Origin of the sequence: Amycolatopsis sp. NBC_01286 (genome assembly GCF_035982555.1) — a bacterium.
Classification (GTDB): domain Bacteria; phylum Actinomycetota; class Actinomycetes; order Mycobacteriales; family Pseudonocardiaceae; genus Amycolatopsis.
Genome location: NZ_CP108428.1, coordinates 3788715 through 3802450 on the forward strand (window position 1 = coordinate 3788715; position 13736 = coordinate 3802450).

The following is a 13736-nucleotide window of genomic DNA, read 5'->3' on the forward strand; positions in this document are numbered from 1 at the left end:
TCGGCTGGGTGGAGCCGCTGACCGCTGATCTCTTCGCGCCGCAATGCCCGTCGGCCGACACGCCGTTCCGGATCGGGGACAAGTGGGGCGGCATGGTCGTCTTCTGCCTCGAAGACGGGCCGCGCCGCTTCTCCGAGCTGCGCGTGCCGCTCCGGAACGTCAGCCCGAAGGTGCTCACCGAGACGCTGCGGTCCCTGGAGCGCGACGGGATGATCACCCGCAAGACCTACGACGAGAACCCGCCGCGCGTCGAGTACGCGCTGACGGACTTGGGCCGGACCCTGTTCGAGCCCATGGACCGCTGCCGCGAGTGGGCGGAGAAGTACCTGCCGAGCCTGCGAGAAGCCCGGCAGGCCTACGACCGGGCGGACTAGCCGAGGAGGCCCATCATCGCGATCGTGATCAGCACGACGGCGGTCGCGAGGGCGTTGATCCAGGCGCGCTGGGTGGCGGTCAGGGCGGCGGTGGCGGGGGTGCTGTTCATGGCGTTTTCCCTACGAGCGGGCCGATGCTTCCGCGGGTTCAGCGCGTTGACCATGCCGAGTGTTAGCAGCTGTGACGAAGCTCACCCGATCATGCCGCTGACCAGCAGAAACGGCACTCAGCCGTCCGAGTGACGGTGGCTGCGGACGGTGAACCAGAGCACCCCGCCGGCCGCGGCCACCATCGTCGCGAATGCCACTGTGCCCACTACGATCGCCTGCGTCATATCTGCCTCTCGGTGCGAAGTCCTTTACCGAGAGACGCCGAACGCGGGCTTTCGTGCACTCAGAGTAGCCGGGATCACAGTCCGTCGAGGGTCTCGTTGATCTGCTTGGCCAGCGCGAAGTCCTTCTTCGTCAGCCCACCCGCCGAATGCGTGCTGAGGTGGAAGGTCAGCGTGCGCCAGCGGATGTCGATATCCGGGTGGTGGTCGGCGGCCTCGGCGAGCACCGCGACGCGGTCCACCACCTCGATCGCCTTCGGGAAGCTCGGCAGCTCCACCTCGCGCCGGATGACCTCGCCCGTGCGCACCCAGCCGTGGAGCAGGGCCCGGTCGGCCTCGTCGTCGCTCAAGATTTCCGTCATGGCTCCATCGTCCAACGTCCTGGACTAAGGTGCACGGTTGCCACGGGAGTCCGGTGAGCCGGGCTGAGAGGCGGGGTGACCCGCGACCGTTAGCACCTGATCCCGGATCATGCCGGCGAAGGGAGGGCTTTCCCTCCTCGTCCGGCGAAGTGCAGGAGGGTAGATGAAACGCAGTGCTGTTCGCGCCGCGACGGCCATCGCCGTCGTCAGCGTCGTCACAGCGGCGTGTTCGCTGTCGGACGGGTCCGGTGACGCGAAGCAGACGCCCACCGTCACCCTGGTGACGCACGACTCCTTCCTGGCGCCGCAGGAGGTGCTCGACGCCTTCCAGCAGCAGTCGGGCATCAAGATCTCCGTGCTCAAGCAGGGCGACGCCGGTTCGCTGACCAACAAGCTCGTGCTCACCAAGGCGAACCCGGTCGGCGACGTCGCGTACGGCGTCGACTCGACCTTCGCCTCGCGCGCGCTGGCCGAGGGCGTCTTCGAGCCGTACACCAGCCCGGAGGCCGACCGCGGGCCGCAGCGCTACGCCGTCGACCCGGAGCACCGGCTCTCGGCGGTCGACGTCGGCGACGTCTGCGTCAACGTCGACACGAACTACTTCACGGCCAAGGGGATCCCGGCGCCGGAGTCGTACGACGACCTGGCCGACCCGAAGTACAAGGACCTGCTGGTCGCCGAGGACCCGGCGACGGCGTCGCCCGGGCTCGCGTTCCTGCTCGGCACCGTCGCGAAGTACGGCGAGGCCGGCTGGAAGGACTACTGGACCAAGCTGAAGGCCAACGGCCTCAAGGTGGTCAGCGGCTGGGAAGAGGCCTACACGAAGGAGTTCTCGGGCTCCTCCGGCAAGGGGCCGCGGCCGATCGTCGTCTCGTACGCGTCGTCGCCGGCCGCCGAGGTGGGCGACGACGGGAAGCCGCGGACGAAGGCGCTGCTCGACACCTGCTACCGGCAGGTCGAGTACGCCGGGGTGCTGGCCGGCGGCAAGCAGGAGGAGAACGCGCGCAAGGTCGTCGACTTCCTGCTTTCGCAGCAGTTCCAGGCGACAGTGGCGGCCAACATGTACGTCTACCCGGCGCGCCAGGGCGTCGACCTGCCGGCGGGCTGGGCGCAGGTCGCGCCGCTGCCGCAGAAGCCGCAGGCGCTGACCGCGGACCAGGTGCAGGCCGGGCGTGAGAAGTGGATCGGCGAATGGCGCACGCTCGTGCAGTGACATCCGGGCCTCCGCCCCGGGCCGGGGGCTCCGCCACCCGGAGCCCCCGGAAAGCAGTGGTCGTAGCGCCACCGCAGACCGCACGCGGCATCGGCCTGGCGCTGCTCGGGCTGGCCCCGATCGGTTTCCTGGTGGTGTTCTTCGCCTGGCCGGTGCTGGCGATCGTCGGGCGCGGGTTCGCCGCGGGCGGGCTCGACGTCGTGCTGGGCGACCCGCAGACCTGGCGGCTGGCCGGCTTCACGGTGGCCACCGCCGCGGGCTCGACGGTCGTCGCGGTGCTGGCCGGGCTGCCGGTGGCGTTCCTGCTTTCCCGGGTGCGGCTGCCCGGCGTCGGCCTGGCGCGGACGGTGGTGCTCGTGCCGTTCGTGCTGCCGACCGTGGTGGTCGGGCTGGCGTTCCGGGCGCTCTGGCCGGACGGCGGTGTGCTGCCGATCGTGCTGGCCAACGCGTTCTTCAACGTCGCCGTCGTCGCGCGGACCGTCGCCGGGCTCTGGGCGCGGCTGGATTCGCGGACGTCCGACGCCGCGCGGGCGCTCGGCGCGTCACCGTGGCGGGCGTTCCGATCGGTGACGCTGCCCGCGCTGGCGCCCGCGATCGCGTCCGCCGCGGCTGTGGTGTTCCTGTTCTGCGCCACCAGTTTCGGCGTCGTGCTGATCCTCGGCGGCGCGCGGTACCGGACCCTGGAAACCGAGATCTACCTCCGGACGGTCGACCTGCTCGACCTCTCCGGAGCGTCGGCGCTTTCGCTGATCCAGTTCGCGGCGGTCGTCGCGGCGCTGGTCGTCGGCGGGCTGGCGCGGCGGCGCAAGGAAGGCGCCAAGATCGGTTCCGGCGCTGCGCGACGCCCGCGCGGTGGTGAGTGGTGGGTCGTCGGCGCGGCGGGCGTGGTGCTGGCCCTGCTGCTGACGCCGATCGTCGCGCTGCTCGCCGAGTCGGTGTCCACTTCGGACGGTTGGAGCCTCGCGGGGTACCGCGCGCTCGCGGGCACCGGCGAGAAGGGCGCGTTGCAGGTGTCCGGCTGGGACGCCGCGCTGAACTCGCTGAAGGTGGCGATCGACGCGACGCTGCTGGCGCTGGTCGTCGGCGTGCTCGCGTCGGTGGTGCTGGTGGCGCTGCGCCGGTCGCCGGCGCGGGCCGCGCGCGGGCTCGGCGAGACGCTCGACGCCGCGCTGATGCTGCCGCTCGGGGTGTCCGCGGTGACCGTCGGGTTCGGGTACCTCGTGACGCTCGACGCGCTGCCCGGCGACCTGCGGACGTCTCCCTACCTGGTGCCGCTCGCGCAGGCGCTGGTGATCATCCCGCTGATCGTGCGGATGGTGCTGCCGGTGCTGCGCTCGGTCGACGTCCGGCTGCGACAGGCCGCGTCGACGCTCGGCGCGAGCCCGCTGCGGGTGTGGCGGGAGATCGACCTGCCGCTGACGCTGCGGCCGCTGGTCGCGGCGGCGGGGTTCGGGTTCGTCGTGGCGCTCGGCGAGTTCGGCGCGACGAGCTTCCTGGCGCGGCCGACGTCGCCGACGCTGCCGGTCGCGATCGCGTCGCTGATGGGGCGCCCCGGGGAGCTGAACAACCAGATGGCGTACGCCGCGTGCGCGTTGCTGATGCTCGTGACGGTGCTGGCGGTCGCGCTGATCGACCGGCTCGGGGCCGCGCGTGGCCGGGTGGGAGAGTTCTGATGGCGTTGTCGGTGCGGGACCTGACCGTCCACTATGGATCGTTCGTCGCGGTGCGCGACGCCCGGCTGGACATCGCCGACGGCGAGGTACTGGCGCTGCTCGGCCCGTCCGGCTCGGGCAAGTCGACGCTGCTGCGCGCGATCACCGGGCTGGAGCCGTCGGCCCGCGGCACGGTCAGCTGGGACGGCGAGGACCTCGGCGCGGTGCCGGTGCACCGCCGCGGCTTCGGCTTGGTGTTCCAGGATGGCCAGCTGTTCGGCCACCGCGACGTCGCCGCGAACATCGCGTTCGGCCTGCGGATGCACGGCGTCCCGCGGGCCGCGTGGGCGGGGCGCGTCGCCGAGCTGCTGGAGCTGGTCGGCCTGTCCGGCTTCGAGCGCCGTCGGGTGACGGAGCTGTCGGGCGGCCAGGCGCAGCGGGTCGCGCTGGCCCGCGCGCTGGCGCCGGAGCCGCGGCTGCTGTTGCTGGACGAACCACTGTCCGGTTTGGACGCCGGGTTGCGCGAGCAGCTGGCCATAGAGCTGGCGGACCTGTTGCGGCGCAGCAAGATCACGGCGTTGCTGGTGACGCACGACCAAGAGGAGGCGTTCACGCTGGCCGACCGGGTCGCGGTGCTCGACGCCGGCGAGGTCCGTCAGGAGGGCGCGGTCCGGCGCGTGTGGCGCAACCCGCTGGACGACGACGTGGCCCGTTTCCTGGGGGTGACGTCGTTCGTCGAGGGAGTTGCGACGGGTGGCGTGGTCCGGACTCCGCTAGGTGACGTGCCGGCACCGGATGTCGACGACGGCCCAGTGCGGCTGGGGCTGCGCCCGCACGCGCTGCGGGTTGCCGGCTCGGGTGTGCCGGGCGAGGTCGTGGCGGCGGTCCACCGCCGCGAGCACGTACGGCTGGTGGTCCGGCTGGCGGAGTCCACTGTGGACGCGGTCGCCCCGGCGGCGACGGACTTCCGGGCGGGGGACGAGGTCCGGCTGGAACTGGACCCGGACGGTGTGGCGCTGGTCGGCTTGTCGTGAGTGTTTAGGGCGGTTCTAACCGCCCTAAACACTCACGACGGGTCAGCCGTCGCGGGTCGAGAGTCGTGCGTAAGCCAGCGACAGCCCGATCACGATGTAGCAGCCCGCGCGCAACGCGCCTTCGCCCAGCATCTGTGTGCCCATCGGGTCCTGTAGCACCTCCGCCGGTGCCAGCGACCAGTTCTGCGTCAGCAAGAACGGGTGCAGCCAGTCCAGCGACGTCAAGAACCCCAGGATCGTGAACACGATGTCCGCCGCGAGCACGGACGCCACCACCAGCATCGGGTGTTCCGTCCAGCTGGAGATCGCCAGCGCCACCGCGCCGACCGCCCACAGCTGCAACACGACCCAGCCCGCGACCAGCAGGATCCTGGCCAGTGCGCCGCCCACCGACAACGTGGTTCCCGACAGCGTGAACAGCGAGTCCGTGCCGTTGATGATCAGGCCGGTCACCACGCCCGTGAAACACATCGCCAGCACCGAAACCACCGACACCGTCGCGACGCCGAACGCCTTGACCGCCAGCAGCCGGCCGCGGCCGACCGGGGCGATCAGCCAGCCGCGCAGGGTTCCGTGGGACGTCTCGCCCGCGATCGCGTCCGCGCCCGCCATGGCCGAGGCCAGCGGCAGGAGCAGGGTCAGCGTCATCACGATCGCCGCGATCGGCAGCACGAAGGCGTTGTTGACGGCGGACGCCAGCAGTGCGCCGCCGCCGTCGTCCGGGCCGCCGCCGGACTGCGCGTCTTCGCTCACCAGCGTCAGGCCGATGCCGATCACCACTGGGATCAGCGCCAGCAGGCCCAGCACGGCGAGCGTGCGCGGCCGCCGGAAGATCCAGCGCAGCTCCGCGGCCAGCAGCCGGGGCAGCGGCACCGAGTCGTGGCCCGTGCGGACCGCCGGTGCCTCGAGAACCGCGGTCATTCCGCCCCCTCCGTCAGTCGCGCGAACAGGTCTTCCAGGCCGGTGCGCGCCCGCGTCGCCTCGTGGACCGCGACCCCCGCGCCCACCAGGACCTGCAGCACCCGCGGCGCCTCGGTGGCCGTGAGGTCGGCGCGGATCCCGTCCGGCGTCAGCCGCGCGCCGATCCGGTTCTCCCGCAGCACTTCCACGGCCTGCTCGGCGTCCGGCGTGCGGACCAGCAGAGCCGCGTTCCCGGACTCCAGCAGCTCCGCCAGCTCGCCCTGCGCGACGACGTTCCCGGCCTGCAGCACGGCGACGTGCGTGCAGGTCGCCTCCACCTCGGCCAGCAGGTGCGACGACACCAGCACGGTGACGCCCTCGGCGTGCAGCTCGGCCACGATCCTGCGGATCTCCCTGGTACCAGCAGGGTCGAGACCGTTGGTCGGCTCGTCGAGCACGACCATCTTCCGCGGCACGAGCAACGCCGAAGCGAGGCCGAGCCGTTGCTTCATGCCGAGCGAGTACCCCTTGTACCGCCGTCGCGCGGCGACGCTCAGCCCGACGCGTTCGATCGCGGAGTCGACCGCGAACGGGATCCCGGATGACGCCAGCCGCGGTTCGGCCGCGGCGAAGCGCAGCAGGTTGTCGCGGCCGGAGAGGAACGGGTGGAAGCCCGGCCCCTCGACCAGCGCGCCGACGTCCGGCAGCGCGTGCGCGGCGGCGTCGGGCATCTTGCGGCCGAGCAGCTCGACCTCGCCCTCGGTCGGGCGCACCAGGCCCAGCAGCATCCGGATGGTGGTCGTCTTGCCCGAGCCGTTCGGCCCGAGCATCCCGACGACCGCGCCTTCGGGGATGTCGAGGTCGACGTGGTCCACCGCGACCGTGCCGCGGTAGACCTTGCGCAGCCCCCTGGTGCGCGCGGCCAGGGGAACCGCCGGGGCGGACGTCTCCGTGGAGACGTCCGCCCCGGACTCGACAGCCGTACTGGTCACTTCTGACCCAGCGCTTCGTACAGGACCTGCTCCGGCACCGCACCGGCGGCGAACCGGCCGTCGTCGGTCAGGATCGCGCTGCCCACCTTCGTGGTGATGAGGTGGCCGCTGCCCCAGGTGCCGCTGACCTTCTTGGTGAACCGGTCGAGCAGGGCCTGCGGGTCGGCGTTGCGGCCCTGGCGGTCACCCTGCTGCTTCGGCGCCGCGTTCAGCGCGTCGGCCGGGATCGTGCCGGTGATGACGGTGTCCCAGCCGTCGCCGACGACCTTGGTCGCCTGCTTCGCCTGCTCGGCGAGGTCCTTGTCCTTCTGGTCGACGGTCGGCGTCTTCTCCTGCACCTTGGCGCCCTTCGGCGGGGTGAAGGTGAAGAGGTCGGCCGGCTGCTGGGTGAACTCGATCTGGCTGAACGCGACCTCGAGCGCCGGCGACGTCGTCCCGTTGCTCAGCACCGAAACCCGCAGCGGCATCCGCGTCTGCGAGTCGACGGCCACGCGGATCTCACGCAGCAGCGTGCGCTCGCTCGGCTTCGGCGTCAGGACCAGCTCGTAGGCCGGGCGATCGGCGACGGTCGCGGTGCCGTCGACCGACACCGTGCTGCTCTCGCGGACCTTCGCCAGCAGCTCGGTGGCGGTCGCGACCGGGTCGGCCGTCTTCTCGCTGCCCGCGCCCTTCTGCTTGGCCACGTCCGCCGGGATGGTCACCTTGGTCGCGGTGTTGGTCTTGGAGCTGTAGTCCCAGACGGTCGTCCCGTCGTGGACCACGGTCTCCTGGCCGGTGCCCTGGGTGACGGCGAGCCGGCTCTTGCCCGCGCCGTCGGTGAAGATGTGCGCCGAGTCGATGTTCAGCGCGGACGCCCCCGGGATCGCGTTCCCCACCGCCGGCAGGCCGAGGTCGTTGCTGACCTTCAGCGTGCCGTCGAACGCGCCCGGCTTCGCCTGCATGACCGACTGCACCAGGTCTTCGGCGCTCACCTGCGGCAGTGCCGGCTTGTCGTCGGCGCTGGCCGGCATCGCGATGACCGCGAGCCCGCCGACGCCGAGAGCGGTGCCCACGACCGCCGCGGTGATGCCCTTCGTCTTCGTCTTCATGCGTCTCTCCCTGTGTTCCCGAGCTCAAGTGTGCTCGGCTCCCGGCACCGACGCTTCCCTCTCGAGGCTGAGATACCCCTGAAGGTTCTCCCTCCGCGGCTGAGATCGTGCTGAGAGATCCCGCGGGACCTGCGCAAACCCGCCATGATGAGACTCGTGAAACCTCGGGTGCTGGTGGTCGACGACGAGCTGGGCGTGCGGAAAGCACTGCAACGCGGGCTGCGCGCGGAGGGGATGGACGTGGTCACCGCCGCGGACGGCCCCAGCGGGCTGCAGCTGGCGAGCACCGGCTCGTTCGACGTCGTGCTGCTCGACATCATGCTGCCCGGCTTGTCCGGTTACCGCGTGCTGGAGCGGCTGCGCAAGGACGGCGTCACGACGCCGGTGCTGCTCGTGTCGGCCAAGGACGGCGAGGTCGACCAGGCCGACGGCCTGGACCTGGGCGCCGACGGCTACCTCGTCAAGCCGTTCTCCTTCGTGGTGCTGGTGGCGCAGGTCCGCGCGACGCTGCGCCGCGCCGGGCCGGACGCCAGCCGCGGCACGCTGCGGCTCGGCGCGCTGGAGGTCGACCGCGGGCTGCGTCAGGTGCACTGGAACGGCGAGGAGGTCGGGCTCAGCCCTCGCGAGTTCGCGCTGCTCGAGGTGCTCGTCGGCCGCGCGGGCACGGTCGTCACCAAGGACGAGCTGCTGCGCGCGGTCTGGGGCGAGGAACAGGCCGTGACGCGCAACCTCGTCGAGGTGTACGTCGGGTACGTGCGGCGCAAGCTCGACGCCCTCGGCGCCGGCGCGCTGCTGCGGACCGTGCGCGGGCACGGCTACCTGGCCTCCGACGCGCAGATCGACGAGGTCATCACCCCGTGATGACCTGGTGGCGCGGGCGGTCCCTGCAGGCCCGGATCACCGTGCTGGCCGCGACGATCACCCTGGGCTGCCTACTCGGGCTCGCCGCGCTGGCCGCGGCCAAGCTCTCGCCGTTGCTCATCGACTCGGTCGACCGCGAGCTGACGGGCGCGCTCGCCCCGGCCAGTGCCGAGGTGAGCGCCGGGCGCGCGCTGCCGACCACCGCCCCGGTGACGGTCCGGGTGCTCGACATCTCGGGCACGCCGGTCGACGGCGGCGCGCCGAGCGGGCTCAGCGGCGCCGACGTCGGGCTGCTCAAAGCAGGCCAGCCGGTGCAACAGGACGGCGCCCGCTACCTCGGCGCGGTCGTCAGCACGCCGGACGGGACACAACGGCTGGTCGTCGCCGGTGCGGGTCTGGTCGGGTTCTCCGCCGCGGTGCACTACGGCGGGGTGTGGCTGGTGGTCGTCGCGTCGGTCGGCGCGCTGGTCGCGGGCCTGGCGACGTGGCTGGTGGTGCGCCTGGCGCTGCGTCCGGTGGCGCGGATGCGCGGCACGGTGCGGGCGCTGCCGCCGGGCGCGCGGCTGCCGCTGCCGGACTCGCACGACGAGCTGCGCGCGCTGGCGGAGGAGTTCAACGCGCTGCTGGAGCGCCAGGAACAGGCGAGCGAACGGCTGCGGCGCTTCACCGGCGACGCGGCCCACGAGCTGCGGTCGCCGGTCGCGTCGATCCGCGTCCAGGCCGAGGTCGCCGTCACCAACCCCGATCCGGAGCTGTCCCAGGAGACGCTGGGCGACATCTTGACGGAGGCCGAGCGGCTCTCGTCCCTGCTCGACGGCTTGCTGTCGCTGGCCCGCTCGGACGCGGGGGAGGTGCCGCCCGCGGAGCCGGTCGAGCTGGTCAGCGAGGTCCGCGCGGCGGTCAGCCGCCTCCCGGCGGGCGCGCCGGAGACGCGGGTGAGCAACGCGGTCGCGCAGGCCTGGGCGTGGGCGGCGCACGGCGAGATCGAGCTGGTGCTGGACAACCTGCTGCGCAACGCCTGCCGCTACGCGCGCGGGGAGATCGTGGTGTCGGTGCTGGCGTCACGCTCATCGGTGCGGGTCGTGGTCGACGACGACGGCCCGGGCATCGCGCCGGAGCACCGCGAGAAGGTCTTCGACCGCTTCTACCGGGTGTCGGACGACCGGGCCCGCATCACCGGCGGCACGGGCCTGGGGCTGGCGATGGTCGCGGAGACGGTCCGCCGTCGTGGAGGGCGAGTCCAGGTGGGCGAGTCCCCGGACGGGGGCGCGCGGTTCCAGGTCACCTGGCGTGCGGCGCCGGTCTCGTGAGTGGTAATTCGGGTTAGAACCCTCATTGCCACTCACGACCGATGCGCGCGGCTGGTGGGAGGGCGCGCCAGGGGGACGGCTTGCGTTCTCGGAGGGTCGGTCGGCGTGCCTGGACGGTCGGCCTCCGTGCCCGGAGGGTCGGTTCGTGTGCCCAGACGGTCGGCTCGTGTGTTTGGAGGGTCGACACGTGTCTGGAGGGTCGGTTCGTGTGTCTGGGGGGTCGGCTCGCGTGTCTGGAGGGTCGGCTCGCGTGTCTGGAGGGGCGACACGGGTCGGCCCGGGTTCGGGCTTCCGGGTAGATTCCGGGGCTGTGAACGGTGTGATCGTGGGTGCCGCCCTGGTGCGCGACGGGAAGTTGCTGGCCCAGCAGCGGGCCTGGCCGCCCGGGCACGCGGGGCAGTGGGAGCTGCCCGGCGGGCGCGTCGAAGACGGTGAGTCCGACGCCTTCGCCCTGGCTCGCGAGTGCAGCGAGGAGCTGGACGTCGTGATCGAGGTCGGGGAGCGGGTCGGGCAGGAGATTCCGCTGCCCGGGGACAAGGTCCTGCGGATCTACGCGGCTTCGCTGGTCTCGCCGGGGGACGAACCGCGCGCGGTCGAACACCTGGCCGTGCAGTGGCTCGGCCCGGACGACCTCGACGACGTCGACTGGCTGCCCGCCGACCGCATCCTGCTCCCGGCCTTCCGCCGGCTGCTGACCTAAAGCCGTGAAGGACTCCTTACCGGCCGTAAGAGCCGGGAAGGAGTGGCGGATTCACGCGGTGGTTGCAACACCTGGTGTTTGTTGATCTGACAGTAGCTTCGTGAGGGCCTCGGTTGGTGTCCGCCAGCCGAGGGTCTCCCGAGGCCGCCCGTTCAGCTCCTCCGCCACCCGCACCAGATCATCCGCGCTGTGCTGGGACAGGTCGGTGCCTTTGGGAAAGTACTGCCGGAGCAGACCGTTGGTGTTCTCGTTGCTGCCGCGCTGCCAGGGCGAATGCGGATCGCAGAAGTAGATCTGCAACCCCGTGTCCAGGGTGATCTTCCGGTGATGGGCCATTTCTTTGCCCTGATCCCAGGTCAGCGAGCCCAGCAGCAGCGGCGGCAACGTCTGGATCATGTCGGTCATCGACGCCGCGACCGTGGCTGCGTCCCGCCCGTGGGGCAGGTGCAGCAGCATCACGAACCGGGTCGAGCGTTCCACCAGCGTCCCGATCGCGGACTTGTTGTCCTTGCCCAGGATCAGGTCGCCTTCCCAATGCCCCGGGACCGCCCGGTCGGCGACTTCGGCGGGCCGCTCGGCGATGTTGACCATGTCCTGGATCCCGCCCGAGGGGCGTTCCCGCCGGGTCTGGGCCTGCCGTCGTGGCATCCGCAGTGCCCGCCCGGTCCGCAGCGCACTGGTCAGTTCCCGGCGCAGCGCGCCCCGGCCCTGCACATACAGCGACTGATAGATCGTCTCGTGCGACACCCGCATCTCCGGCCGGTCGGGAAAGTCCAGGACCAGTCTCTCGGAGATCTGCCGCGGCGACCACTTCCGGGTCAGCCCGTCCTGCACCGCCGCCCGCAGCACCGGATCGGCGCGCAGCTTCGCGGTCTTGGGTCGTTTCGCGCGTTCCTCGGCCGCGTGCTGGGCACTGCTGGCCCGGTAGTGGCCGGTCAGGCCGGTGTTGCGGGACAGTTCCCGTGACACTGTCGAGGCCGGCCGGTCGATCGTTCTGCCGATGGCGCGTGGGCCGTGACCTGCGGCTTTCAGACAGGCGATCTCTTCCCGCTCGGCGATGGTCAGCCGGACCGGCCCGGGCTGGTGGGGTGCGTTGCTGATCACCCCGCCAGCTTGGCGGAACAGCCGCCCGCCTGTGGCGGGGGCGAAACCGGCCGCTTGCGCGGCCGGTTTCGCGGTCAGGCCTGCCCGGATCTGCTGCCAGAACAGCAGCTGCGCCGAGCGTGGTAGCCACCGATGGGTTCGTACCCGTGTCATCGCAGTTCCACCCTTCGCTGGGCGGTGTTGCAACGACTCCATGACTCCGAGAGTCCTTCACGGCTCTTCAACTCGCGCCGATCATCCGCAACGCCGCCGACAGCCGGTGCGAGCCGCGCTCGGCGGCCCGGGCCGCGCCCGCCTTGCGGACGCGGTCCAGCTCCGCGACGTCGCCGAGCAGCGTCGACGCGCGTTCGCGGATCGGCCGCAGCTGCTCGATCACCGCGTCGGCGACGGCGTCCTTGACCTGGCCGTACGACGAGAACTCCTCGGCCAGGTCCGCCGGTGAACCGCCCTGGCAGGCCGCGAGGATCTCCAGCAGGTTCGCCATGCCCGGCCGGGTGTCCGGCGCGTGCACCGGCACCGAACCGCCGTCGGTGACCGCGCGGCGGATCTTGCGGCGGATCTGGTCGGGCTCGTCCAGCACGAACACCACGCCGGCGACGTCATGGGTCGACTTCGACATCTTGCGCGTCGGGTCGGTGAGGTCCTTCACCCGCGCCCCGGCGGGCGGGAGCACGGCCTCGGGCACGGTGAACACGTCGCCGTAGGTGCCGTTGAACCGCTTGGCCAGCGTCCGGGCCAGCTCGACGTGCTGGCGCTGGTCCTCGCCGACCGGCACCTCGTTCGCGCCCTGCAGCAGGATGTCGGCGGCCATCAGCACCGGGTAGGTCAGCAGCGACAGCCGCACCCCGGCCTGGCCCTTGGACTTCTCCTTGAACTGGATCATCCGGGCCGCCTCGCCGTAGTTGCAGGTGCACTCCAGGACCCAGGTCAGCGCGCCCAGGTCGCGGGCGAGGTCGGACTGGACGAACACCCGCTCGGGGTCGATGCCGGCGGCGATGAGGACGGCGAGCTGCTCACCCGCCAGGGATCGGAGTTTGGCGGGGTTGTGCGACGTCGTCATGCCGTGCAGGTCGGCGACGAAGTAGAGGTCGTCGGCGCCGCCCTCGGCGGCCCAGCGGCGGACGGCCCCGAGGTGGTTGCCGAGGTGGACGTGACCGGACGGGGTGATCCCGGACAGCTTGCTCATCGTGGGTCCTTTTCGACGGGGACCACCCCGGCGAAGGCACGAAAAAGGCCGCCCGTCCGGGGCGGCCGCTGCTGGTTTTCAGCGCAGGGTCAGAGGGCCGCCGATGGCGGCCACCACTGGGACGTCTGCGCGTGCATGCGGTGACTATATCCGAGCGGGTCTACCGTTGTAACCATGTTCGTCGTCGTGCTGACCTACACCGCCCCGATCGAAGAAGTCGACCTGGCGCTGCCGGATCACGTGGCGTGGCTGGAGGCGCAGTACGACCGCGGGCTCTTCCTCGCGTCCGGGGCGCGGAAGCCGCGCGTCGGCGGCGTGATCATCACGCGCCCGATGTCCCAGGGGAAGCTGGACGCGATCCTGGCGAGCGACCCGTTCGCGGTGCGGAAGCTCGCGAAGTACGAGGTCATCCCGTTCTCGCCGACGAAGACCGCGCCGGAGCTGCGGGACCTCAACGAAGCGATCAACCGTTAGGCCGCCAGGTCGAGCTTCGCCTTCTTGAGCGCGAGCACCGGGCACTTCTTGCACCGCGGCTTGGACCGGCAGCACTTCTTCTTGACCTTGCCGGCTTTCATCAGCTTGCGCACGACCTTGCGGGGGTCGTCCGGCGGCTTCTTGCCCACGCCTG

General features: G+C 71.6%; 15 protein-coding genes and 1 riboswitch. Of the genes, 8 read left to right on the top strand and 7 right to left on the bottom strand.

Annotation, left to right across the window (positions count from 1 at the left end):
* Nucleotides 1-8: 8 nt before the first annotated feature.
* On the top strand, nucleotides 9-374 hold the full coding sequence (locus OG570_RS18385; protein ID WP_326957915.1) for a winged helix-turn-helix transcriptional regulator: 366 nt from the start codon (nucleotides 9-11) through the stop codon (nucleotides 372-374).
* Nucleotides 375-783: 409 nt separating this feature from the next.
* Here OG570_RS18385 and OG570_RS18390 read toward each other — a convergent pair whose 3' ends face one another.
* Nucleotides 784-1068, bottom strand: a complete 285-nt coding sequence (locus OG570_RS18390; protein WP_326957917.1) for a 4a-hydroxytetrahydrobiopterin dehydratase — start codon at nucleotides 1066-1068, stop codon at nucleotides 784-786.
* A 32-nt stretch (nucleotides 1069-1100) separates the two neighbouring features.
* A riboswitch (TPP riboswitch) is annotated at nucleotides 1101-1210 on the top strand.
* Between the two features lie 21 nt (nucleotides 1211-1231).
* On the opposite strand from OG570_RS18390, the gene OG570_RS18395 reads away from it, so the two are divergent.
* The 3 genes from OG570_RS18395 to OG570_RS18405 all read left to right on the top strand — a co-directional run bounded on the left by OG570_RS18395 (nucleotide 1232) and on the right by OG570_RS18405 (nucleotide 4967).
* Nucleotides 1232-2281, top strand: a complete 1050-nt coding sequence (locus OG570_RS18395) for a thiamine ABC transporter substrate-binding protein (protein WP_326957919.1) — start codon at nucleotides 1232-1234, stop codon at nucleotides 2279-2281.
* A 110-nt stretch (nucleotides 2282-2391) separates the two neighbouring features.
* On the top strand, nucleotides 2392-3954 hold the full coding sequence (locus tag OG570_RS18400) for an ABC transporter permease (RefSeq protein WP_326960068.1): 1563 nt from the start codon (nucleotides 2392-2394) through the stop codon (nucleotides 3952-3954).
* Entirely contained in the window at nucleotides 3954-4967 is a 1014-nt protein-coding gene (locus tag OG570_RS18405) for an ABC transporter ATP-binding protein (RefSeq protein WP_326957921.1), read from the top strand. Before OG570_RS18400 ends, OG570_RS18405 begins: the two co-directional genes overlap by 1 nt.
* Nucleotides 4968-5009: 42 nt before the next feature.
* On the opposite strand, the gene OG570_RS18410 is transcribed toward OG570_RS18405, so the two are convergent.
* Genes OG570_RS18410 through OG570_RS18420 form a run of 3 tightly spaced genes read right to left on the bottom strand, consistent with a single transcriptional unit; the run spans nucleotide 5010 to nucleotide 7947 of the window.
* Nucleotides 5010-5888: an ABC transporter permease gene (locus OG570_RS18410; protein WP_247057573.1), complete on the bottom strand. Its 879-nt coding sequence runs from the start codon at nucleotides 5886-5888 to the stop codon at nucleotides 5010-5012.
* Nucleotides 5885-6859 (bottom strand): ABC transporter ATP-binding protein, encoded by a 975-nt coding sequence (locus tag OG570_RS18415; protein ID WP_326957924.1) that lies wholly within the window; start codon nucleotides 6857-6859, stop codon nucleotides 5885-5887. Before OG570_RS18415 ends, OG570_RS18410 begins: the two co-directional genes overlap by 4 nt.
* Nucleotides 6856-7947, bottom strand: a complete 1092-nt coding sequence (locus tag OG570_RS18420; RefSeq protein WP_326957927.1) for a LolA family protein — start codon at nucleotides 7945-7947, stop codon at nucleotides 6856-6858. Before OG570_RS18420 ends, OG570_RS18415 begins: the two co-directional genes overlap by 4 nt.
* Before the next feature lie 144 nt (nucleotides 7948-8091).
* Between OG570_RS18420 and OG570_RS18425 the strand changes: the two genes are divergently transcribed.
* The 3 genes from OG570_RS18425 (at nucleotide 8092) to OG570_RS18435 (ending at nucleotide 10818) form a co-directional block, all read left to right on the top strand.
* Nucleotides 8092-8808, top strand: a complete 717-nt coding sequence (locus tag OG570_RS18425; RefSeq protein WP_326957929.1) for a response regulator transcription factor — start codon at nucleotides 8092-8094, stop codon at nucleotides 8806-8808.
* A complete protein-coding gene (locus OG570_RS18430; protein WP_326957931.1) occupies nucleotides 8808-10118 on the top strand; it encodes a sensor histidine kinase in 1311 nt (436 codons plus the stop codon). The genes OG570_RS18425 and OG570_RS18430 overlap by 1 nt, the downstream gene beginning before the upstream one ends.
* 310 nt (nucleotides 10119-10428) lie before the next feature.
* Nucleotides 10429-10818 carry a (deoxy)nucleoside triphosphate pyrophosphohydrolase gene (locus OG570_RS18435; RefSeq protein ID WP_247057562.1) on the top strand — a complete coding sequence of 130 codons (390 nt, stop codon included), beginning with the start codon at nucleotides 10429-10431 and terminating at the stop codon, nucleotides 10816-10818.
* 51 nt (nucleotides 10819-10869) lie between these two features.
* Here the strand turns inward: OG570_RS18435 and OG570_RS18440 are convergent, their stop codons facing one another.
* Both OG570_RS18440 and trpS read right to left on the bottom strand, forming a co-directional pair.
* Nucleotides 10870-12075 (bottom strand): IS30 family transposase, encoded by a 1206-nt coding sequence (locus tag OG570_RS18440; RefSeq protein WP_326957933.1) that lies wholly within the window; start codon nucleotides 12073-12075, stop codon nucleotides 10870-10872.
* Between the two features lie 67 nt (nucleotides 12076-12142).
* Nucleotides 12143-13108, bottom strand: a complete 966-nt coding sequence (trpS, locus tag OG570_RS18445) for a tryptophan--tRNA ligase (protein ID WP_326944310.1) — start codon at nucleotides 13106-13108, stop codon at nucleotides 12143-12145.
* A 174-nt stretch (nucleotides 13109-13282) separates the two neighbouring features.
* Between trpS and OG570_RS18450 the strand changes: the two genes are divergently transcribed.
* Nucleotides 13283-13582, top strand: a complete 300-nt coding sequence (locus OG570_RS18450; protein ID WP_247057558.1) for a YciI family protein — start codon at nucleotides 13283-13285, stop codon at nucleotides 13580-13582.
* Here the strand turns inward: OG570_RS18450 and OG570_RS18455 are convergent.
* Nucleotides 13579-13731, bottom strand: a complete 153-nt coding sequence (locus OG570_RS18455) for a hypothetical protein (RefSeq protein WP_247057556.1) — start codon at nucleotides 13729-13731, stop codon at nucleotides 13579-13581. The two genes, OG570_RS18450 and OG570_RS18455, sit on opposite strands and share 4 nt — an antisense overlap.
* Between the last annotated feature and the right edge of the window lie 5 nt (nucleotides 13732-13736).

Coding starts and splice junctions, on each gene's coding strand:
- OG570_RS18450 (WP_247057558.1), top strand. CDS start 13,283: ATGTTCGTCGTCGTGCTGACCTACACCGCCCCGATCGAAGAAGTCGAC.
- OG570_RS18390 (WP_326957917.1), bottom strand. CDS start 1,068: ATGACGGAAATCTTGAGCGACGACGAGGCCGACCGGGCCCTGCTCCAC.
- OG570_RS18420 (WP_326957927.1), bottom strand. CDS start 7,947: ATGAAGACGAAGACGAAGGGCATCACCGCGGCGGTCGTGGGCACCGCT.
- OG570_RS18410 (WP_247057573.1), bottom strand. CDS start 5,888: ATGACCGCGGTTCTCGAGGCACCGGCGGTCCGCACGGGCCACGACTCG.
- OG570_RS18440 (WP_326957933.1), bottom strand. CDS start 12,075: ATGACACGGGTACGAACCCATCGGTGGCTACCACGCTCGGCGCAGCTG.
- OG570_RS18430 (WP_326957931.1), top strand. CDS start 8,808: ATGACCTGGTGGCGCGGGCGGTCCCTGCAGGCCCGGATCACCGTGCTG.
- OG570_RS18395 (WP_326957919.1), top strand. CDS start 1,232: ATGAAACGCAGTGCTGTTCGCGCCGCGACGGCCATCGCCGTCGTCAGC.
- OG570_RS18425 (WP_326957929.1), top strand. CDS start 8,092: ATGATGAGACTCGTGAAACCTCGGGTGCTGGTGGTCGACGACGAGCTG.
- OG570_RS18405 (WP_326957921.1), top strand. CDS start 3,954: ATGGCGTTGTCGGTGCGGGACCTGACCGTCCACTATGGATCGTTCGTC.
- trpS (WP_326944310.1), bottom strand. CDS start 13,108: ATGAGCAAGCTGTCCGGGATCACCCCGTCCGGTCACGTCCACCTCGGC.